At 61.3% G+C, this 15,467-nt stretch carries 8 protein-coding genes; 6 read left to right on the forward strand and 2 right to left on the reverse strand.

The window, feature by feature from the left end; translation table 11 throughout:
- Window positions 1–170: 170 nt before the first annotated feature.
- From LOY52_RS20770 to LOY52_RS20795, 6 genes are all read left to right on the forward strand, one after another.
- Window positions 171–896: an RDD family protein gene (locus tag LOY52_RS20770; protein ID WP_258675804.1), complete on the forward strand. Its 726-nt coding sequence runs from the start codon at window positions 171–173 to the stop codon at window positions 894–896.
- Window positions 893–1,870: a stage II sporulation protein M gene (locus tag LOY52_RS20775; RefSeq protein WP_258675805.1), complete on the forward strand. Its 978-nt coding sequence runs from the start codon at window positions 893–895 to the stop codon at window positions 1,868–1,870. Before LOY52_RS20770 ends, LOY52_RS20775 begins: the two co-directional genes overlap by 4 nt.
- Entirely contained in the window at window positions 1,857–3,404 is a 1,548-nt protein-coding gene (locus tag LOY52_RS20780; RefSeq protein WP_258675806.1) for a DUF4129 domain-containing protein, read from the forward strand. Before LOY52_RS20775 ends, LOY52_RS20780 begins: the two co-directional genes overlap by 14 nt.
- Window positions 3,401–4,564: a DUF4350 domain-containing protein gene (locus LOY52_RS20785; RefSeq protein WP_258675807.1), complete on the forward strand. Its 1,164-nt coding sequence runs from the start codon at window positions 3,401–3,403 to the stop codon at window positions 4,562–4,564. Before LOY52_RS20780 ends, LOY52_RS20785 begins: the two co-directional genes overlap by 4 nt.
- Window positions 4,561–5,562, forward strand: a complete 1,002-nt coding sequence (locus tag LOY52_RS20790; RefSeq protein WP_007965902.1) for a MoxR family ATPase — start codon at window positions 4,561–4,563, stop codon at window positions 5,560–5,562. The genes LOY52_RS20785 and LOY52_RS20790 overlap by 4 nt, the downstream gene beginning before the upstream one ends.
- 115 nt (window positions 5,563–5,677) lie before the next feature.
- The gene (locus LOY52_RS20795; RefSeq protein WP_258675808.1) at window positions 5,678–7,009 is read left to right on the forward strand and encodes a DUF58 domain-containing protein; all 1,332 of its coding nucleotides are present in this window, start codon (window positions 5,678–5,680) and stop codon (window positions 7,007–7,009) included.
- On the opposite strand, the gene LOY52_RS20800 is transcribed toward LOY52_RS20795, so the two are convergent.
- Together LOY52_RS20800 and LOY52_RS20805 are read right to left on the reverse strand one after the other, a co-directional pair.
- A complete protein-coding gene (locus LOY52_RS20800) occupies window positions 7,006–11,340 on the reverse strand; it encodes an Ig-like domain-containing protein (protein ID WP_258675809.1) in 4,335 nt (1,444 codons plus the stop codon). The genes LOY52_RS20795 and LOY52_RS20800 overlap by 4 nt on opposite strands.
- Window positions 11,333–15,433, reverse strand: coding sequence for a neuraminidase-like domain-containing protein (locus LOY52_RS20805; protein ID WP_258675810.1), 4,101 nt, complete (start codon window positions 15,431–15,433; stop codon window positions 11,333–11,335). Before LOY52_RS20805 ends, LOY52_RS20800 begins: the two co-directional genes overlap by 8 nt.
- Window positions 15,434–15,467 lie beyond the last annotated feature (34 nt).

Genomic DNA, 15,467 nt, shown 5'->3' on the forward strand with positions numbered 1-15,467 from the left:
GAACTGAAGATCGGCAAAGTCTAGGCGTTGAACCGCGGTCGCGGCCAGCGCTGTGTCATTCAACCAGCGTGCGCCACACGCGGTGCAATACATAGTTATGTCGTTTTCCCCCAAGAGGCTGCTAGCATCGGACGGACTTCGCATCCCGATCCGGCCCCATCAGGTAGCCCATGCTCGAGAACACAGCACTGCCACGGAAAGCACCGCTGAACCCGCCACTCGATACCCGCTATCAAGTGGAAACCCCGGAGGGCATCGACCTGCCGTTGCGCCCGGCCGGTCTGATGGTGCGCAGCCTCGCCTTCAGTATCGACCTGGGCATTCGCGGGGCCATCCTCGGCGTGCTGTTCCTGCTGCTGGCGTTTCTCGGTCAGCTCGGCATGGGCCTGGGTTCGCTGCTGCTGTTTGCCGTCAGCTGGTGGTACATGGTGCTGTTCGAAGTGTTGCGTCAGGGCCGTTCGCCGGGCAAGCAATGGATGGGCCTGCGGGTGATCCACGATGACGGCACACCGATCGGCTGGTCGGCCTCGCTGCTGCGTAACCTGCTGCGTTTTGTCGATCTGCTGCCGTTCGGTTATTTCCTCGGCGCCATCAGTTGCCTGCAACACCCGACCTTTAAACGCCTGGGCGACATCGCAGCCGGCACCCTGGTGGTCTACAGCGAACGCGCCCTGCTCCGCCCGCAGTTACCTGACGCCCAGCCACGCAGCTCGCCCGTGCCGCTCAACCTCGGCGAACAACGCGCCTTGCTCGCCTTCGCCGAACGTCAGGCTGAACTGTCGCCGGCGCGGGCCAACGAACTGGCCGCGCTACTCGCCCAACCGCTGCATATTTCGGCGCCCAAGGCGGTCAGCGAACTCAATGGCATCGCCCGTGGCTTGTTGGGTCCGATATGAAGCAGAGTCTTTTCGAAATCCGTCACAAGGCCGAATGGGAGCGTTTCACCCTGGCCCTCGAACGCCTCGAACATGGCAAGGACACCTCTCAGGTAGCCAGTTTCCCCAAGGCTTATCGACGCCTCTGCCAGCATCTGGCGCTGGCACAGGAGCGTGGTTACAGCAGTTTTCTGATCGACTCGCTGCAACAACTGGTGTTGCGCGGCCACCAGCAGCTGTATCGGCACCGCAGTCGCCTCGGCGCCAACCTGCTGGGGTTCATCCTCGCTGACTTTCCTCGACTGGTGCGCGCCGAATGGCCGTTCGTGCTGGCCGCCGGCCTGGTGTTTTTCGGCAGCCTGATCGGCTTTGCCTTGCTGGTGTATGCCTTTCCCGAACGGGTCTACAACCTGATCCCCGCCGAACAGGTGCGCGACATGCAGAGCATGTACGACCCGGTGGCCGGGCACCTCGGGCGCTCGGCCGAACGGGCCGCCAGTGAAGACTGGGTGATGTTCGGTTATTACGTGATGCACAACATCGGCATCGCCTTCCAGACCTTCGCCAGCGGTTTGCTGCTGGGCGTGGGCAGTGCGTTTTTCCTGTTCTACAACGGGCTGATCATCGGCGCAGTGGCCGGGCACCTGACCGAGATCGGTTTTGGCCAGACGTTCTGGTCGTTCGTGATCGGCCACGGCGCCTTCGAGCTGACTGCTATTGCCCTGGCGGGTGCGGCGGGGCTGAAACTGGGCTGGGCAGTGATTGCGCCGGGGCGGCTGACCCGTGGTGAAGCGCTGGTGGAGGCGGCGCGCAAAAGCGTGCTGCTGGTGTGCGGCGTCATGCTGTTCCTGCTGATCGCGGCGTTCATCGAAGCGTATTGGTCGTCGAAGACCGGGGTCACACCGCCGATCAAATATGCGGTCGGTGCCTCGTTGTGGATCGCAGTGGCGACCTATCTGCTGTTCGCCGGAAGGACACGCCATGCGCCTGAGTGACGCCACCGTGGCGATCCGCCCGCGCAGCACCTGGGAAGCCATGGACCTGGGCGTGCTCATGAGCCAGCAGCATCGACGCCTGCTGATGACCAGTTGGGCCATCGTCACCCTGCCGCTGTTCGCGGTGCTGACGTTGTTGCTATGGGATTCGCCGTCGCTGGCGGTGTTGATTTTCTGGTGGCTGAAACCGGCGTACGAACGCCTGCCGCTGTACATCCTGTCCAAGGCCCTGTTCGGCGAAACACCGACACTGAAACAGGCCCTGCGCGAATTTCCTCGACTGCTAAAACCGCAATGGCTGGCCAGTCTGACCTGGCGCCGGCTGAGCCTGAGTCGCAGTTTCCTGTTGCCGGTACTGCAACTCGAAGGCCTCGACGGCACTGCCCGTCAGCAACGCTTGCAGGTGTTGCTGCAACGCAATGCCGGCGCCGCGCAATGGCTGACGATCATCGGCATGCATCTGGAGACCGCACTGTGGATCGGCCTGATGGTGCTGTTCTACATGCTGCTGCCACAGCAGATCGAAACCGACTGGGACTGGCAATCGCTGATCCTCGATGCCGATCACCACTGGCGTTGGCTGGAGCACCTGACCAATGCCTTCTACGCGCTGGTGCTGGTGGTCTGGGAACCGATTTATGTCGCCTGCGGTTTCAGCCTGTATCTGAACCGGCGCACCGCACTGGAGGCGTGGGACATCGAGCTGGTGTTCCGCCGTTTGCGCCAACGCCTGAACAGCAGCGCTTTGGGTTTGTTGTTGGCGCTCTGTCTTTTGCTGCCGGCGATGCCACCCGTATGGGCTGCGGCCGATCCCGCCAGCGCACCGGAGGCACCCCGCCTGCTGCACCAACCGCTGACCAGTCAGGCCGCGCACGACAGCATCAAGGCGCTACTCGAACAACCGCCGTTCAAGAACAAGGAAAGCGTGACCCGCTATCGCTTTGGCGACGACCCGGCAGCCCCGGCCGAAGCCAAACCCGGTGAGGCGCCGCAATGGCTGAAAACCCTGCTCGGCTGGCTCGACGGTCAACGCTTCAATGCTTTGGCGGTGTCGATCGAAGTGCTGCTGTGGGGTGCATTGCTCGCGGCTATCGGCTGGCTGGTCTGGCGCTACCGGGAGTTCCTGAGCACCTTCGTCAGTCGCCGGCCGAAGTTGCCCGCCCGCGTCAGGCCACCTGCACCGCAGAAGGCATTTGGTCTGGATCTGAACCCGCAATCCTTGCCCGACGACATCGCCGCCAGTGCCGAACAACTCTGGCAAACCCAGCCACGCGCCGCGCTGGGTCTGCTCTATCGCGGATTGCTCAGCCGTCTGCTGCACGATTTTGCCCTGACCTTGAAACCTGCCGACACCGAGCATCAGGTGCTGCTGCGGGTCGAGCAACTGCAGCGCCCGGAACTGCTGGCGTTCAGTCGCAGCCTGACACAGCACTGGCAGAACATGGCCTACGGGCACCGCGTACCGGCGGCACACCTGCAACAGGAACTGTGTGACGGCTGGCGTGCCCTGTTCGGCTCGGGAGCGCGCGCTTGAACCGGCGCAACGCGTGGCTGCTCGGCGGGCTGATCGTCGCCCTGCTCGCAGCGTTGAGCGTTTATCTGTACCTCAAGGCCCGGCCCTATCAGGAAGTGATCGATCACGGCCCCTCGCCCCAGGCGCAGGCCAATCCTTATCTGGCGGCAGAAATGTTTTTGCGTGAACGCGGGCTCAACGTCGGCCAAGCCGAAACGCTGGCAGTGCTGCCCGAGATCGATCCGCGTCGACACACTCTGCTGTTATTCGGCGAACGTTCGCGCATGACCCCGCGTCAGGTCGATCAGGTGTTGAACTGGGCACGCGCCGGTGGGCGTCTGGTATTCGTGGCCGAAGCGTTGTGGGACAAGCAGGCCAGACAAAGCGATGATCTGTTGCTGGATCGGGTACAGTTGCACCAGTCACTGAGTAAGGATCTGAAGGAGCCGCCGGCGGAGCTGGCCGATGATCCGTACCCGAACCTGACCAAACTCTACCTGGAAGACGAGGACGCTCCCGCTTACGCCGGTTTCGACACCGCGTTCCATCTGGAGGACCCGATAAATCTCGCCCAGGCCTGGGCCAACAGCGCCAAGGCCACGCACATGATGCAACTGCCGTACGGCGTCGGTTCGATCACCGTGGTCACCGATGCCGAACTGTGGAAAACCCCCGCCATCAGCAAGCATGACAACGCCTGGCTGCTCTGGTACCTGAGCGCCGACACCGACGTCACGCTGATTTTCAACACGGCGCACGATGATCTGCTGACCTTGCTCTGGCGTTACTTCCCGCAAGCCATCGTCGCGCTGCTGGCGCTGATCGGCCTCGGCCTGTGGCACGTAGCTGTGCGCCATGGGCCACTGCAGGCACCCGCTCCGAGTGGCCGGCGTCAGTTGCAGGAACACCTGCGCGCCAGTGCCGATTTCATCCTGCGCCACAACGGTCAGCACACGCTGTTGCAAACCTTGCAACAGGACGTGCTGCGCCGCGCCCGCCGCCGCTATCCCGGCTTCGACCAATTGAACGTGGCCGAGCAATGGCTGGTGCTGTCGCGCCTGACCCGCCAGCCAACCCGCGCCATCAGCCAGGCCCTGAGCCCGGTGCCGAAACAGCGCATGAGCAGCGCTGATTTCAGTCGCCAGGTGGCCCACCTGCAAACCTTGAGGAACACGCTATGAGTGAACAGATCGAGCCCGGCAGCGCCAGCCACGCCGCCCAGCAACGCCAGCGTGCCAGCCAGTTGGCGCAAGCGCTGCGCGGCGAATTGCAGAAGGCCCTGATCGGCCAGAACAGCGTGATCGACGATGTGCTGACCGCGCTGATCGCCGGCGGCCATGTGCTGCTTGAGGGCGTTCCGGGGCTGGGCAAGACCCTGCTGGTGCGGGCGCTGGCGCGGTGCTTCGGCGGCGAGTTCGCGCGCATCCAGTTCACCCCGGACCTGATGCCCAGCGACGTCACCGGCCACGCGGTGTACGACCTGCACACCGAGCAGTTCAAGCTGCGCAAGGGGCCGCTGTTCACCAACCTGCTGCTGGCCGACGAGATCAACCGCGCACCGGCGAAAACCCAGGCGGCGTTGCTCGAAGCGATGCAGGAGCGCCAGGTCACCCTCGAAGGCCGGGCGCTGCCGATCGCCCAGCCGTTCATGGTGCTCGCCACCCAGAATCCGATCGAGCAGGAAGGCACTTATCCATTGCCGGAAGCCGAGCTCGACCGTTTCATGCTCAAAGTGCGCATGGACTACCCGGAGGCCGAGCAAGAGCTGAACATGGTGCGTCAGGTCAGCCGCTCGACCCGTGCCGACATGCTTGATGTGCAGCCGCTGCGCACGGTTCTGCAAGCCAAGGACGTGCAAGCCCTGCAACGCATTGCCAGCGACCTGCCGATCGACGATCAGGTGCTCGATTACGCGGTGCGCCTGGCGCGCAGCACTCGCTCCTGGCCCGGCCTGACCCTCGGCGCCGGGCCGCGTGCCTCGATTGCGCTGGTGCGATGCGCCCGCGCCCGCGCGTTGCTGCGTGGCGGCGAGTTTGTGATCCCCGATGACATCAAGGGTTGCGCGCTCTCGGTGCTGCGCCATCGGGTGCGGGTGGCGCCGGAGCTGGACATCGAAGGTCTGCAGGTCGATCAGGTGTTGCAGCAATTGCTCGACCAAGTACCGGCGCCGCGCTTGTGAACATTTTGAAAAGAGCAAAAGATCGCAGCCTGCGGCAGCTCCTACAGGGAGCGCGATCCCCTGTAGGAGCTGCCGAAGGCTGCGATCTTTTCAGCAGACAACTTGGTACAGCGAGATGAAACCCTCCCGACTGCTATTGATCTGGCTCGCCGTTTTATGCGCGATTGGCATGTTGACGGGTTCCCTGCAAGCCCTCGACATCGACGTGCCCGCCACGCTGTTGTCGATCAACTGGGGCTTGCTCCTGGCCCTGCTGGTGCTGGCGATCGTCGATGCGCTGCGCCTGAACAACCTGCCCTCGCCGCGCATCCAGCGGCAGATGCCCGGCAGTCTGGCTCTCGGCCGTTGGAGCGAGGTGCGGCTGCAGCTGAGCCATGACTTCAACGAGCCGGTCGCGGTGGAGATTTTCGACCATGTGCCACAGGAGCTGAGCTTTGAAAACCTGCCGCTGGCAGTTGAACTGCAACCCGGGCAATTCAGCGAGGTCGGCTACCGTCTGCGCCCGCTCAAGCGCGGGCACTTCAGCTTCGAGCATTGCGAAATCAACCTGCCCAGCCCGTTCGGTCTGTGGACAGGCAAACGCCTGCTCGCCGTGAGCGGCAAGATCCGCGTCTACCCGGACTATGCAAAGCTCTACGGTGGGCAGTTGCTGGCGGTGGACAATTGGCTCAGCCAGCTCGGCGTGCGCCAGCGCCAGCGTCGCGGGCAGGGTCAGGAATTTCATCAGTTGCGCGAATTTCGCGAAGGCGACAGCCTGCGCCAGATCGACTGGAAAGCCACCGCCCGCCAGCGCACACCGATTGCCCGCGAGTACGAGGACGAGCGTGATCAACAGATCATGTTCATGCTCGATTGCGGGCGGCAAATGCGCAGCCAGGATGGCGAGCTGTCGCATTTCGACCATGCGCTGAATGCGTGTCTGCTGCTGAGCCATGTCGCGCTGCGTCAGGGCGATGCCGTAGGGCTGAGCACATTCGCCGTCGCGCAACCGCGTTTTCTGGCGCCGATCAAGGGTTCCAGCCAGCTCAAGGTCCTGCTCAACGCCGTTTATGATCTGGACAGCAGTCAGCGTCCTGCCGACTATTCAACCGCGACCAGCCAGCTGTTGGCCCGGCAGAAGCGCCGGGCGCTGATCGTGCTGTTGACCAACCTGCGTGACGAGGACACCGAAGACCTGCTCGCCAGCGTCAAACGTCTGAGCCAGCAACATCAAGTACTGGTGGTCAGCCTGCGCGAGGAAGCCCTCGACCGCGTGCGCAATGCCCCGGTACAAACTCTGCCCGAAGCACTGGCCTATTGCGGCACGGTGGATTACCTCAATGCCCGGGCCGAGCTGCATGAGCAGTTGAATGCACATGCAGTTCAGGTGCTGGATGTGCGCCCCGACGAATTGAGCATAAGGCTGGTCAATCGTTACCTGGACTGGAAGCGCGCAGGGGTTATTTAGGGTTGCCGGATTACCAGTACAGATGCAGAGGCCTTTTCAGGTTGACCAACGGGATTTCGAACTTCCACTTTAAAGCTGACCACACCCGGCTCATGAGCCCAGTACTCCGCGATGATCTCTCCGGTGGCCCCTGTGTAGCTTAGCTTGAAGGCTTCGCCGTTCATGCTGGTATAGCATTCTCGTCTGGGCAATGGCTGGCCGGAAACACTTGAAACCACGGTGCCTCTGAACTGCGCGACCGAGCCCGCGTTAATCGGACTTTTCAATTCGCGCAAATCCCTGATCGTGGCATGGTCAGGATGCGAAGCAGGATCCAACACTTTGATGTTCAGACTTCGGCTGCTTTCGACTTCCGCCAGGATGCTGGCCGTTAGCGTTATGTCACCGATAACCATGGGTTCGGCCAACAGATACGCTTTGCCATCCACCTGTGTCACGGAAGGCGCAATGATCTGTGAACCAAGTCTCCAGGAAACGGACGCTTGCTCAAACGGCCCTCCGGAATGCCGGCCTTCGACAAGGGCCCATATTGGTAATGTTTCTCCCTGATAGACGCTCGATGCATCCGAGTGTAACTCCACCAATACCGGCTCATCTTCCATGACTTCGACCCACGATTGAGCGGAATCCCAACCGCCCAATCCACCACGCACCATGGCCTCCAGAACACCGCTACGCAATGGCAATTTAAACGTTGTCCGTGCTCTGCCTTGGGCGTCGCTCCGAGCACTGGCAATCGTTGCTCCCGGCAGATTCCACATGACTTCAATGCCTGCGAGAGGCAGGCCGGTCAATGCCGAAATCACTGTAGCCATCGCCTCGACTTCCTCAGTGGGGTATCCCTGCGCAGGCGCCACCACGACGTCGACAATTTCGCGAGGAACACTCAGCGAATACGAGATCGAGATTGACTCCGAATAAACCGCATCCCCCACCGTCGCCGTCAGCACCGCCGCGCCCGGTGTCTGCGGTTTGAAGCGCACAGTGGCGACACCATAAAAGTCGGTCAGACTCGTGACCGTCCCCAGATCCTCATTGCGCCAGGTCACCCATACTCCGGCGATACCTTGACCGGAAATGGACGACACCACTGCCACCTGCTCGACCAGTTCCTGCTCCCATTCCACCACTTGCTGAACGCTACTATTGGAGAGGAGTTTCCACACCTGCGCGCCCTCTCCCAGCGACATTGCGTTGGCCGGTGACAGGCTGGCGAGGCGCTCGGCTCCCAGGCGCAGCGCGAAGCCACCGTCCTTCAGGTCAGCGCAACGCAGGAAATAACGCAAACCGAATGCCAAGGGCCGGCGCGATGCGCCGAGCGCAGGTTCGAAACTCAGACCCAGTTCCGCGGGGCCGGTACCGGTCAAGCCCAAGGTCAGTTCCTGGTCGAGCAACGGGCTGCCCTCCGGGAGCAGTACTTCGATGGTATGTGAGCCATTGCGGCGCGGAAAGTAGGTGTGACTGCCCCATGGATGTTCATCATGCCCATCGAAACGCACCCGCACATCCTCCCAAGGGTTATGGGCAAGCGCCTTAAAGGACAGGGCACGTTGCTCTTCGTAGCCATCGAACGGGCTGTGCACATTGGCCACGACGTTCTGCTGACTGTGACTGCTCGGCACCAGGCCAAACCCGGACCAGCCCAGTTCGTCGCTGACGACGCTGTCTGAACTGTCAGCGGACTTCCACTGCACCGCCACCTGCGCCACCGCTTGCCCGGTGAACGCCGAAACCACCCTGACCCAGCTCCAGGCTTTATCCTTGCCGATGACGGCGTCAACCGCTGACTCACGCCAGTCTTCGATTCGCAGCTTGTTGTGAGCGAGCTGCATCGGATGGGTGCTCATGGAGCGATCCAGGGCAGACAGGAAAAGCCCCACACCAAAGGCGCCGGAGACCTTGCTCGAGGTGAAATCCAGACTCCAGCCAACATCACCGTCACTGATTTTTTGAGCTTGATCGAGTGGCGGTTCAATGCTCGCTTCCAGGTCATCAGCCGGCGTGCCTTGCCACACCAGCGTTGCCTGCAAACCCACCAGCGGACTCAAGGCCTTGGGCAGATAGCGCAAGATGTGTTTGGCGCCAATGCACGGGAACAGTGTCTGACTCGCAGTGGCGGTCACCTGATCCAGCATCAGCGTCAATTCGTCCATCAGTTGCGTGGAAATCAACCGACCAAACAATTCCCGGGGTGATGCAAGCCCCGGGGTCTCCAAGGCCAGACTGAACAGGCTGCTGGTACTCGACTCGATCTGCGAACTGAAGCGCCATTCCAGCCCCAATGGCCCAAGCCTCAACGGCTTGTCGATATCCGAGACGATCAAGCCGATCCCCGGCGGCTCACCACGCCATTTCAGCGTGACCATCTCGCCATTCAGCGAACTGCCGGGCGTGATTTCTAGCCGCAAGGTATGCGGCTCACCGCGCCAGCACAGCAGGCCCAATTCGGACAGGTCAACCTCATTGCCGTCGAACAGGATCTTGATCTTGCCTTTCCAGGGACTGCTCTGCAGCGCCCTCACTGCAAACGGTCGCTCCACCGGCACTGCTTCGTCATGCGCCCGCACGCGGGCGGTCACCTCCAGCTCCCCGGCGCGGCTCGGTTGATACAGCACGCTGGCCCAGCCACCGATACCCGATCGGGTGGCAATCGTGCCTTCGGGTGTCTGCCAGTCCACCCGTGCATTGTTGACCGGATCGCCGTCGCCGCTGGCGACCATATGCACCACTTGCACACGCAGCAGCACGCTCTCGCCTTCGTCCACCACGGGAAACTTGTTGGCCTCCTGAACGTCGCCAATGCGCACCAGATTGCGTGCCAGTGACATCGGTTTCCTGTCTGAACGCAGTAGCAACTTCGAGCACGACAGCAGCAGCTGGAAAAGCCCGTCGAGTTCGTCCCGGCAGATCAGTTCCCAGTTGAGATCCGCGGTACCGACGGGGACGAATGCCTCCAGCTCAGGACGGACCTGTACGCCTAACTGTGCAGCGGAATCTCCTTTCCAGTGCACTGCCAATTCGGTGCCGCGCAACACTTCAGGCACCCGAACACTCAGTTGATAGGTCGAGCCACGGTTGGGATAACCAGTCTTTTGCGCCCAGGGCAAGGCGTTGCCTTCTACCACCGCCAGTACGTCCTTCCATGGATCGGTCTTCAGCACACGAACGTCCAGCGTCGTGGTCTCGACCCCGCTGGCGTAGTAGGGGCTCGACACCGAGGCCTGGATAACAATGTCGCCTTCAGCATTGGGCAGGTAATCGAAAAACGCCCAGCCCTCGGCGTCGGTCAGTGTCGTGCTCAGCACTCCCAGCCCCTCACTCGCCCAAGTCACCGTGCGCCCGGCCAGAAACTGACCGGTGTACCAGGAGGCCACTCGCACCCCCAGACGCACCGATTGCGTCAGCTCCAGCACCGGGAAATACGCAGCCTCCAGCACCTCGCGAAACACCAGCCGGTGATGCCCCAGCGAGACCTGCATCGAGTACGGCTCGGCGGTGTACTGGTTCACCAGTTGCAACGTGAACAGGTAAGGATCCTGATCACCGATCAACGGGCATTGCAGGAGCCACGGTGAATCCAGCGGTTGATCGACCCCCCAGCCGGGCGTCGCAATAACCGCGCCTTGTGGATTGTCATCACTCACCAATGCAGCCTTGGTGTGCAACCAGGGGCTGTCGGGGGCGAACAGGAATTGCAGCCGGTGCTGAAAGCTCTCATCCGCGCCCAGACAGAGGTAAACCAGCTTGCCGGGTGACAACTGCTCCGCGTCTACCTTCACCGTCTGTATCCGCGCTGGCTCAAGTTCCACGTCCAGGCGAATACGAGTGCTCAAAACCTGTAGACGATAGTCCGTGGGATCGGCATTACCCGGAGCGACCACTGTGACGCAAATCTTGTCCTGGCGCTGCAACGGCAGATCGAGCGGAGCGTCGTAGGGCGTCGGCTTGAAAACCAGCGGCTGCCCGCTGTCGATCCGTGCCTGATCCTCTGCAAGGTTGCGCGGAGTGCCCGGCGGCAACGGGATTTCTTTCAAAGGGGTGCCGTCTTCAGCGGTGATGAGCATTCTGCCCGGTTCGGTATGCCGTGTTTCATACAGGAAACTCAGCACATACCTGGCTCCGGCGCTCGGCGTTGCAGGTAAGGTCATTTCCTGAATGGCAGAGCCAAGGTTTGCTACTGAAAGCATCCTGACCTGTGTGCCTTCATACGGCTCGCCCACGACCGTAACCCAGCGGCTGTTAACCGGCCCCTTTTCCCAATGGCTCAAGGCCTCACGGAAATCACCATTGAGCACCAGACTTTCATTAGCCTGAATGACGGGTTCAACCATGATGGCCTGCTCCTTTGACATTGCCTGACTGGCGGGACGTGATCGCCCGGGTGACCAGGTCTTTGACGGCGAGGGTAAACGTCGGCTCGCCGGCCTTGGCCGTGTAGCGGACGCGCACAATGATGTCGGTGAGTGATTCGAGCATCGACGCTTGCCGCTTGCTCTGGGGCCAGGGAAAGTGCAATTGCCAGCGCGAGATCGCACCGGTGTTCTCGAACGGGTTGAGCAAGCCTTCGTCCGGTTTGCCGGCGTTCATGCCGGTGTCGGCGATCCCCACCGATAACCCGATCTGCTGGCCACTGCGCAGATTGAACAGCACCTCGACCGGCGCCACACTGCCCGCCGGCTGATGCAGGTACTCGACCGAGCGTGCCGAGGCCTGGGTAGCGGTCATGCTGCCGACCTGCAGCAGCGTCGCCTGTACATCCTGATAAGGTCCGAGCAGTACGGGCAGATCGACCTCGACCAGATTGAGCAGCCGGCAATACTCCCCCGGGTGATCGCGATCGAATGACAGCTGCGTCAGCTGGAATTCCAGCATGCCCTTGTCGATCAACTCATCCCGTGCCTGGGTCCAGTCGGAGAATCCCGTCTGCGGATCAACCTTGTCATCGAACAGCTGTCGCAACGAAACGGTCTTGACCCGCTCCAGACGGCGCTCGTGACTTTGCAGGTACAGGCGATCCATGCGCAGCAGGTACTCGCGCAAGTGTTCACCGGCGGTCAGCCCGTGACGGTTGTCCAGCCAGACCTGCGGCAACGCCTCAGCGGTTTCGTAATCGCCGGTTTCCGCACTCAACGACGACCGGGCACTCAGGCACAGACTGACCACCGCATCGTAAGCCTGATAGTGCAAGGCCTTGAGCTGGCCCAACAGCCAGCCGAACAATTCTGCGTTGGTCGCGCGTTTCTTCAGGTAGTTGTAGAGCGCCAGTGCCTGACCGTTGGCCAGCAAGGTTTGCTTCAGACTCGTCCTGGCCGCCTCCAGGGCAAATGTCTGCGCAGTGATCTGCCCGGCGATCGCCCCGACCTCGGCCAGTGCCTGATCCCGTTGCAACTCCCACTCCCTGCGGCGCAGGCGGTAGCTTTCGGTGATGGCTTGTTTGTCGGCGTCGATCTGCAACAGCATCGCGCTGATTTCCAGACCAAAGACCACAGCATCCGCAGCTTTTTCCAAACGATGTCCACCGACGGCCGCGCCGCCAATGTTCGGCGCAGTTGCCGCTGCAGCGCCTACAGACTTGATCCCGTGCAACCCGGTGTTGATCCCTTTGACCATCGCCAGTTTGTCCATGATCTGATATTCGGTATCGCTGATGTGTTCGTCGTACCAGGCCTTGTATCGATCGGCCCGTTGCTGGGCCATGGCCTGACTCTGGCCGAGGGCCGTGAGGCTGGCTTCAAGCTGGGCAATGGATTGCTCTTGAACCTTACGGGCGTAGTCGCCCAGTTCTTTCAGATGCTCTTGCTGCAGTTCTTCCTGTTCGGCCCGATCACGCTGTTCCAGCAGACGCAATACCTGGCTGCCATACTCCTGCAGTGTCTGCACGGCGCGCAACGCCGCCTCGTAGCTGACGCGCCAGCGAAAGGCGCCCACCACCAGACGTCCGCCCATCGGCCGCGGCATGCCCAGCCCACCAGCGGCCAGATCGCGCAACAATTGATTGGGATCGGTGGGCGGGCTGAACAGCGGAACGTCCAGTGGTTTACCGTCGAGGGTCAGGTTGTTGCGCAAGTTGCTCAGGCGCTGCCCCGGCAAGTCGAACAGGTCAAGCAATTGCTCATTGATCGGCAGTTTGAACGGCTCGTTCGCCAGCCGGCCCATCAACGGTGACGCTTCGGCAGCTGGAGGAATGTCAGCCAGGGAAAACTGCAGCTCCTGCTCGAACTGCTCAAGCGCCGGGCGGCTCGCGCTCTTGCTCATCAAGGCTTCTACCGTCTGCGCTTGCCAGCGGGTTACTGCCCGGGCAGAAGGCGGCTTGCCCATCAGAAACTGCGCCTGCACGTAACACAGTTTCGCCGCCACCAAGGCATCCCGGGTGAGCTGGCGGTAGTACCAGTCGCCCCACGCGACCAGGTTCTTCACATACTCGGTGAACACCAGAATCTGATAATGCCTGGGTGCGGCATAGGCAATCGCGTCCGGATCGGTCGGCGTCAGGGCTTCGAAGCCCACATTCCCGGCAGCGGCCAAAGGCCGGCAACGCCAATATTTGGGTCTTGGCGGCACGCTTCGCGGTTTTACCGGATTTCGCGGATCCTGCAAATCTTGCGAGTCTTGCGGATCGAACACGTGATGCGACCAGCTTTGCGCTTCCAGATAGCGATCCTCGGCCCGCAGACGGGCCGCCACCAGATGTGGCAGATGAAAATACAGCTCCCAGAAATACAGACCGTTGGCGCCGTCGAACGCCCCGTTCGGCTCGGTGATCGACCCCGCAGCTGGAGGCGGTTCGGTCAGGAACTGGGTGTCCCAGTGCAGTACAGCATCCACGGAAATATTGCTCAGTTGCACCAGCTCAGGGCCGAACAGCGAGTTCAAGCGCGCGCGCTGCAACATTCCGGACTGCCCGAAACCGATGAACTGCGCCGCATCCAGCGCGTTCTTTTCCAGAGTCGGCGGTACGAAACGGGTGATCTTGGTGAGTGAAACTGTAAAGGTCTTGCTGCCTTGGTCCTCGCCGCTCAAGGTGAACTCGACCAACCCGGTGAAACCGCCCTTCGTGCGTTCCATTTGCATCCAGTCGGTGGCCCACCCGCCCGCTATGGATTTACTGGGTTCGAGAGGAGACGGGTCGCCTGCTGCGCCATCGTGGAGCTCCAGCTTGAAATCCTGAGTTTTGTCGCTAGGCACACTCTTTGCGCGGCACAGACCCCTTACCCATAGAAAGTCCTTACCTCCCTCCTCGAAAAAAAGTGCCTGAAGGCCGAAATAAGCCATCAGAGCTCCCTCGGTCCCACCGTTGATCTCGACCACTGGCTGATTTTTCGGCGTCAGCGCATGCTGCAAGGTCAGGACATCGGTGAAGCGATGAATGGCCAGATATTCAAGCCAGCTGCCGTCGTCTTCAGGCAACGGACGAAAGAACACATCACGGGTGGCGCTCACCCTCAGACCCGCCGGGCTGATAAGCAATACTCCCAAGCGCCCCCTGGGATGAATCGCATCGGAAAAAGTTGTTGCAAGCAGCCGGGCATCTGCGCTGATGTCGATGTCTTCGTCAGCACTTTCCTGATCAGCGCCATACAAGCTCAGCGGTGCCGACCATTCTGCATTCTGGCTCATGAACGCCAGGTTGATGTCCAGCCTCGGAGCCAGGTAGCCCTCTTTGTCCTTGATACCCACCTGGTCGCGCCATTCGGCCCACACCAGACACAAGCGTCCGCCCCAGAACAACGGCCGCATATCCAGAACCCGGTTCCCCACCGGAATGTCGACAGGTTGCCATTCACTCCATGCCGCCGGGTTGACCGGATTGCCGGAAGCGGTGAGTTCGATATCAGCCTTGCGCCAGAAATACTGAAACGGCTGCACCCGCTGCCGGCCGACGAAATAGTAAGTGGCACGGCTTGCCGAATCGCCATCCAGACAAGCACTGATGACATCCAGGTTGCAGGTCTGCTCGAATGCCTTGAGGTATCCCTGCAAGGCACGCTGCACCGAATCACCGGTCAGCCGCGTCTGATTCAAGTCATTTTCCAGTGCCTTGAACAGACGGGTCTTGCGCTGCCGCACAAAGGGGTTGATGAAGTTTTCCGGATAGACCGCGATCAACGCCAGCGCTGCCCAGTCGGGGTAATTGCTGTACAGCTCCCAGAGTTTCAGGTGCTCTGTCGGGAAAACAGTTTTTTCGTAACCCGGCTCGAGCTTGCGATAGGCCGCATGAATGAATTGCTGTGCGCAACTGATCGCCTCGGCGACCCACGAACTTTGCACCGGGTAGTTGTCCAGCGGGTCCATGCGCAATAACTCGAACAGATCCTGCGGCGTTTTCACGAAGGAGTAGTTGCGCCTGGCAGCTTTGCCGATGCAGTACTCGACCAAGGCTGCGCGGCGTTTTTCCAACAATGGAGCCAGATTGCGTTGAGTCATGATCTTGTCCTGCATCCTGGGGTGAACGCTGCCC

It is taken from the genome of Pseudomonas sp. B21-051 (assembly GCF_024748795.1).
GTDB lineage: Bacteria > Pseudomonadota > Gammaproteobacteria > Pseudomonadales > Pseudomonadaceae > Aquipseudomonas > Aquipseudomonas putida_A.

Excerpts from the sequence above, each read along its gene's own strand:
- LOY52_RS20770 (WP_258675804.1), top strand. The coding sequence starts at position 171 with ATGCTCGAGAACACAGCACTGCCACGGAAAGCACCGCTGAACCCGCCA.
- LOY52_RS20790 (WP_007965902.1), top strand. The coding sequence starts at position 4,561 with ATGAGTGAACAGATCGAGCCCGGCAGCGCCAGCCACGCCGCCCAGCAA.
- LOY52_RS20775 (WP_258675805.1), top strand. The coding sequence starts at position 893 with ATGAAGCAGAGTCTTTTCGAAATCCGTCACAAGGCCGAATGGGAGCGT.
- LOY52_RS20800 (WP_258675809.1), bottom strand. The coding sequence starts at position 11,340 with ATGGTTGAACCCGTCATTCAGGCTAATGAAAGTCTGGTGCTCAATGGT.
- LOY52_RS20780 (WP_258675806.1), top strand. The coding sequence starts at position 1,857 with ATGCGCCTGAGTGACGCCACCGTGGCGATCCGCCCGCGCAGCACCTGG.
- LOY52_RS20795 (WP_258675808.1), top strand. The coding sequence starts at position 5,678 with ATGAAACCCTCCCGACTGCTATTGATCTGGCTCGCCGTTTTATGCGCG.
- LOY52_RS20805 (WP_258675810.1), bottom strand. The coding sequence starts at position 15,433 with ATGACTCAACGCAATCTGGCTCCATTGTTGGAAAAACGCCGCGCAGCC.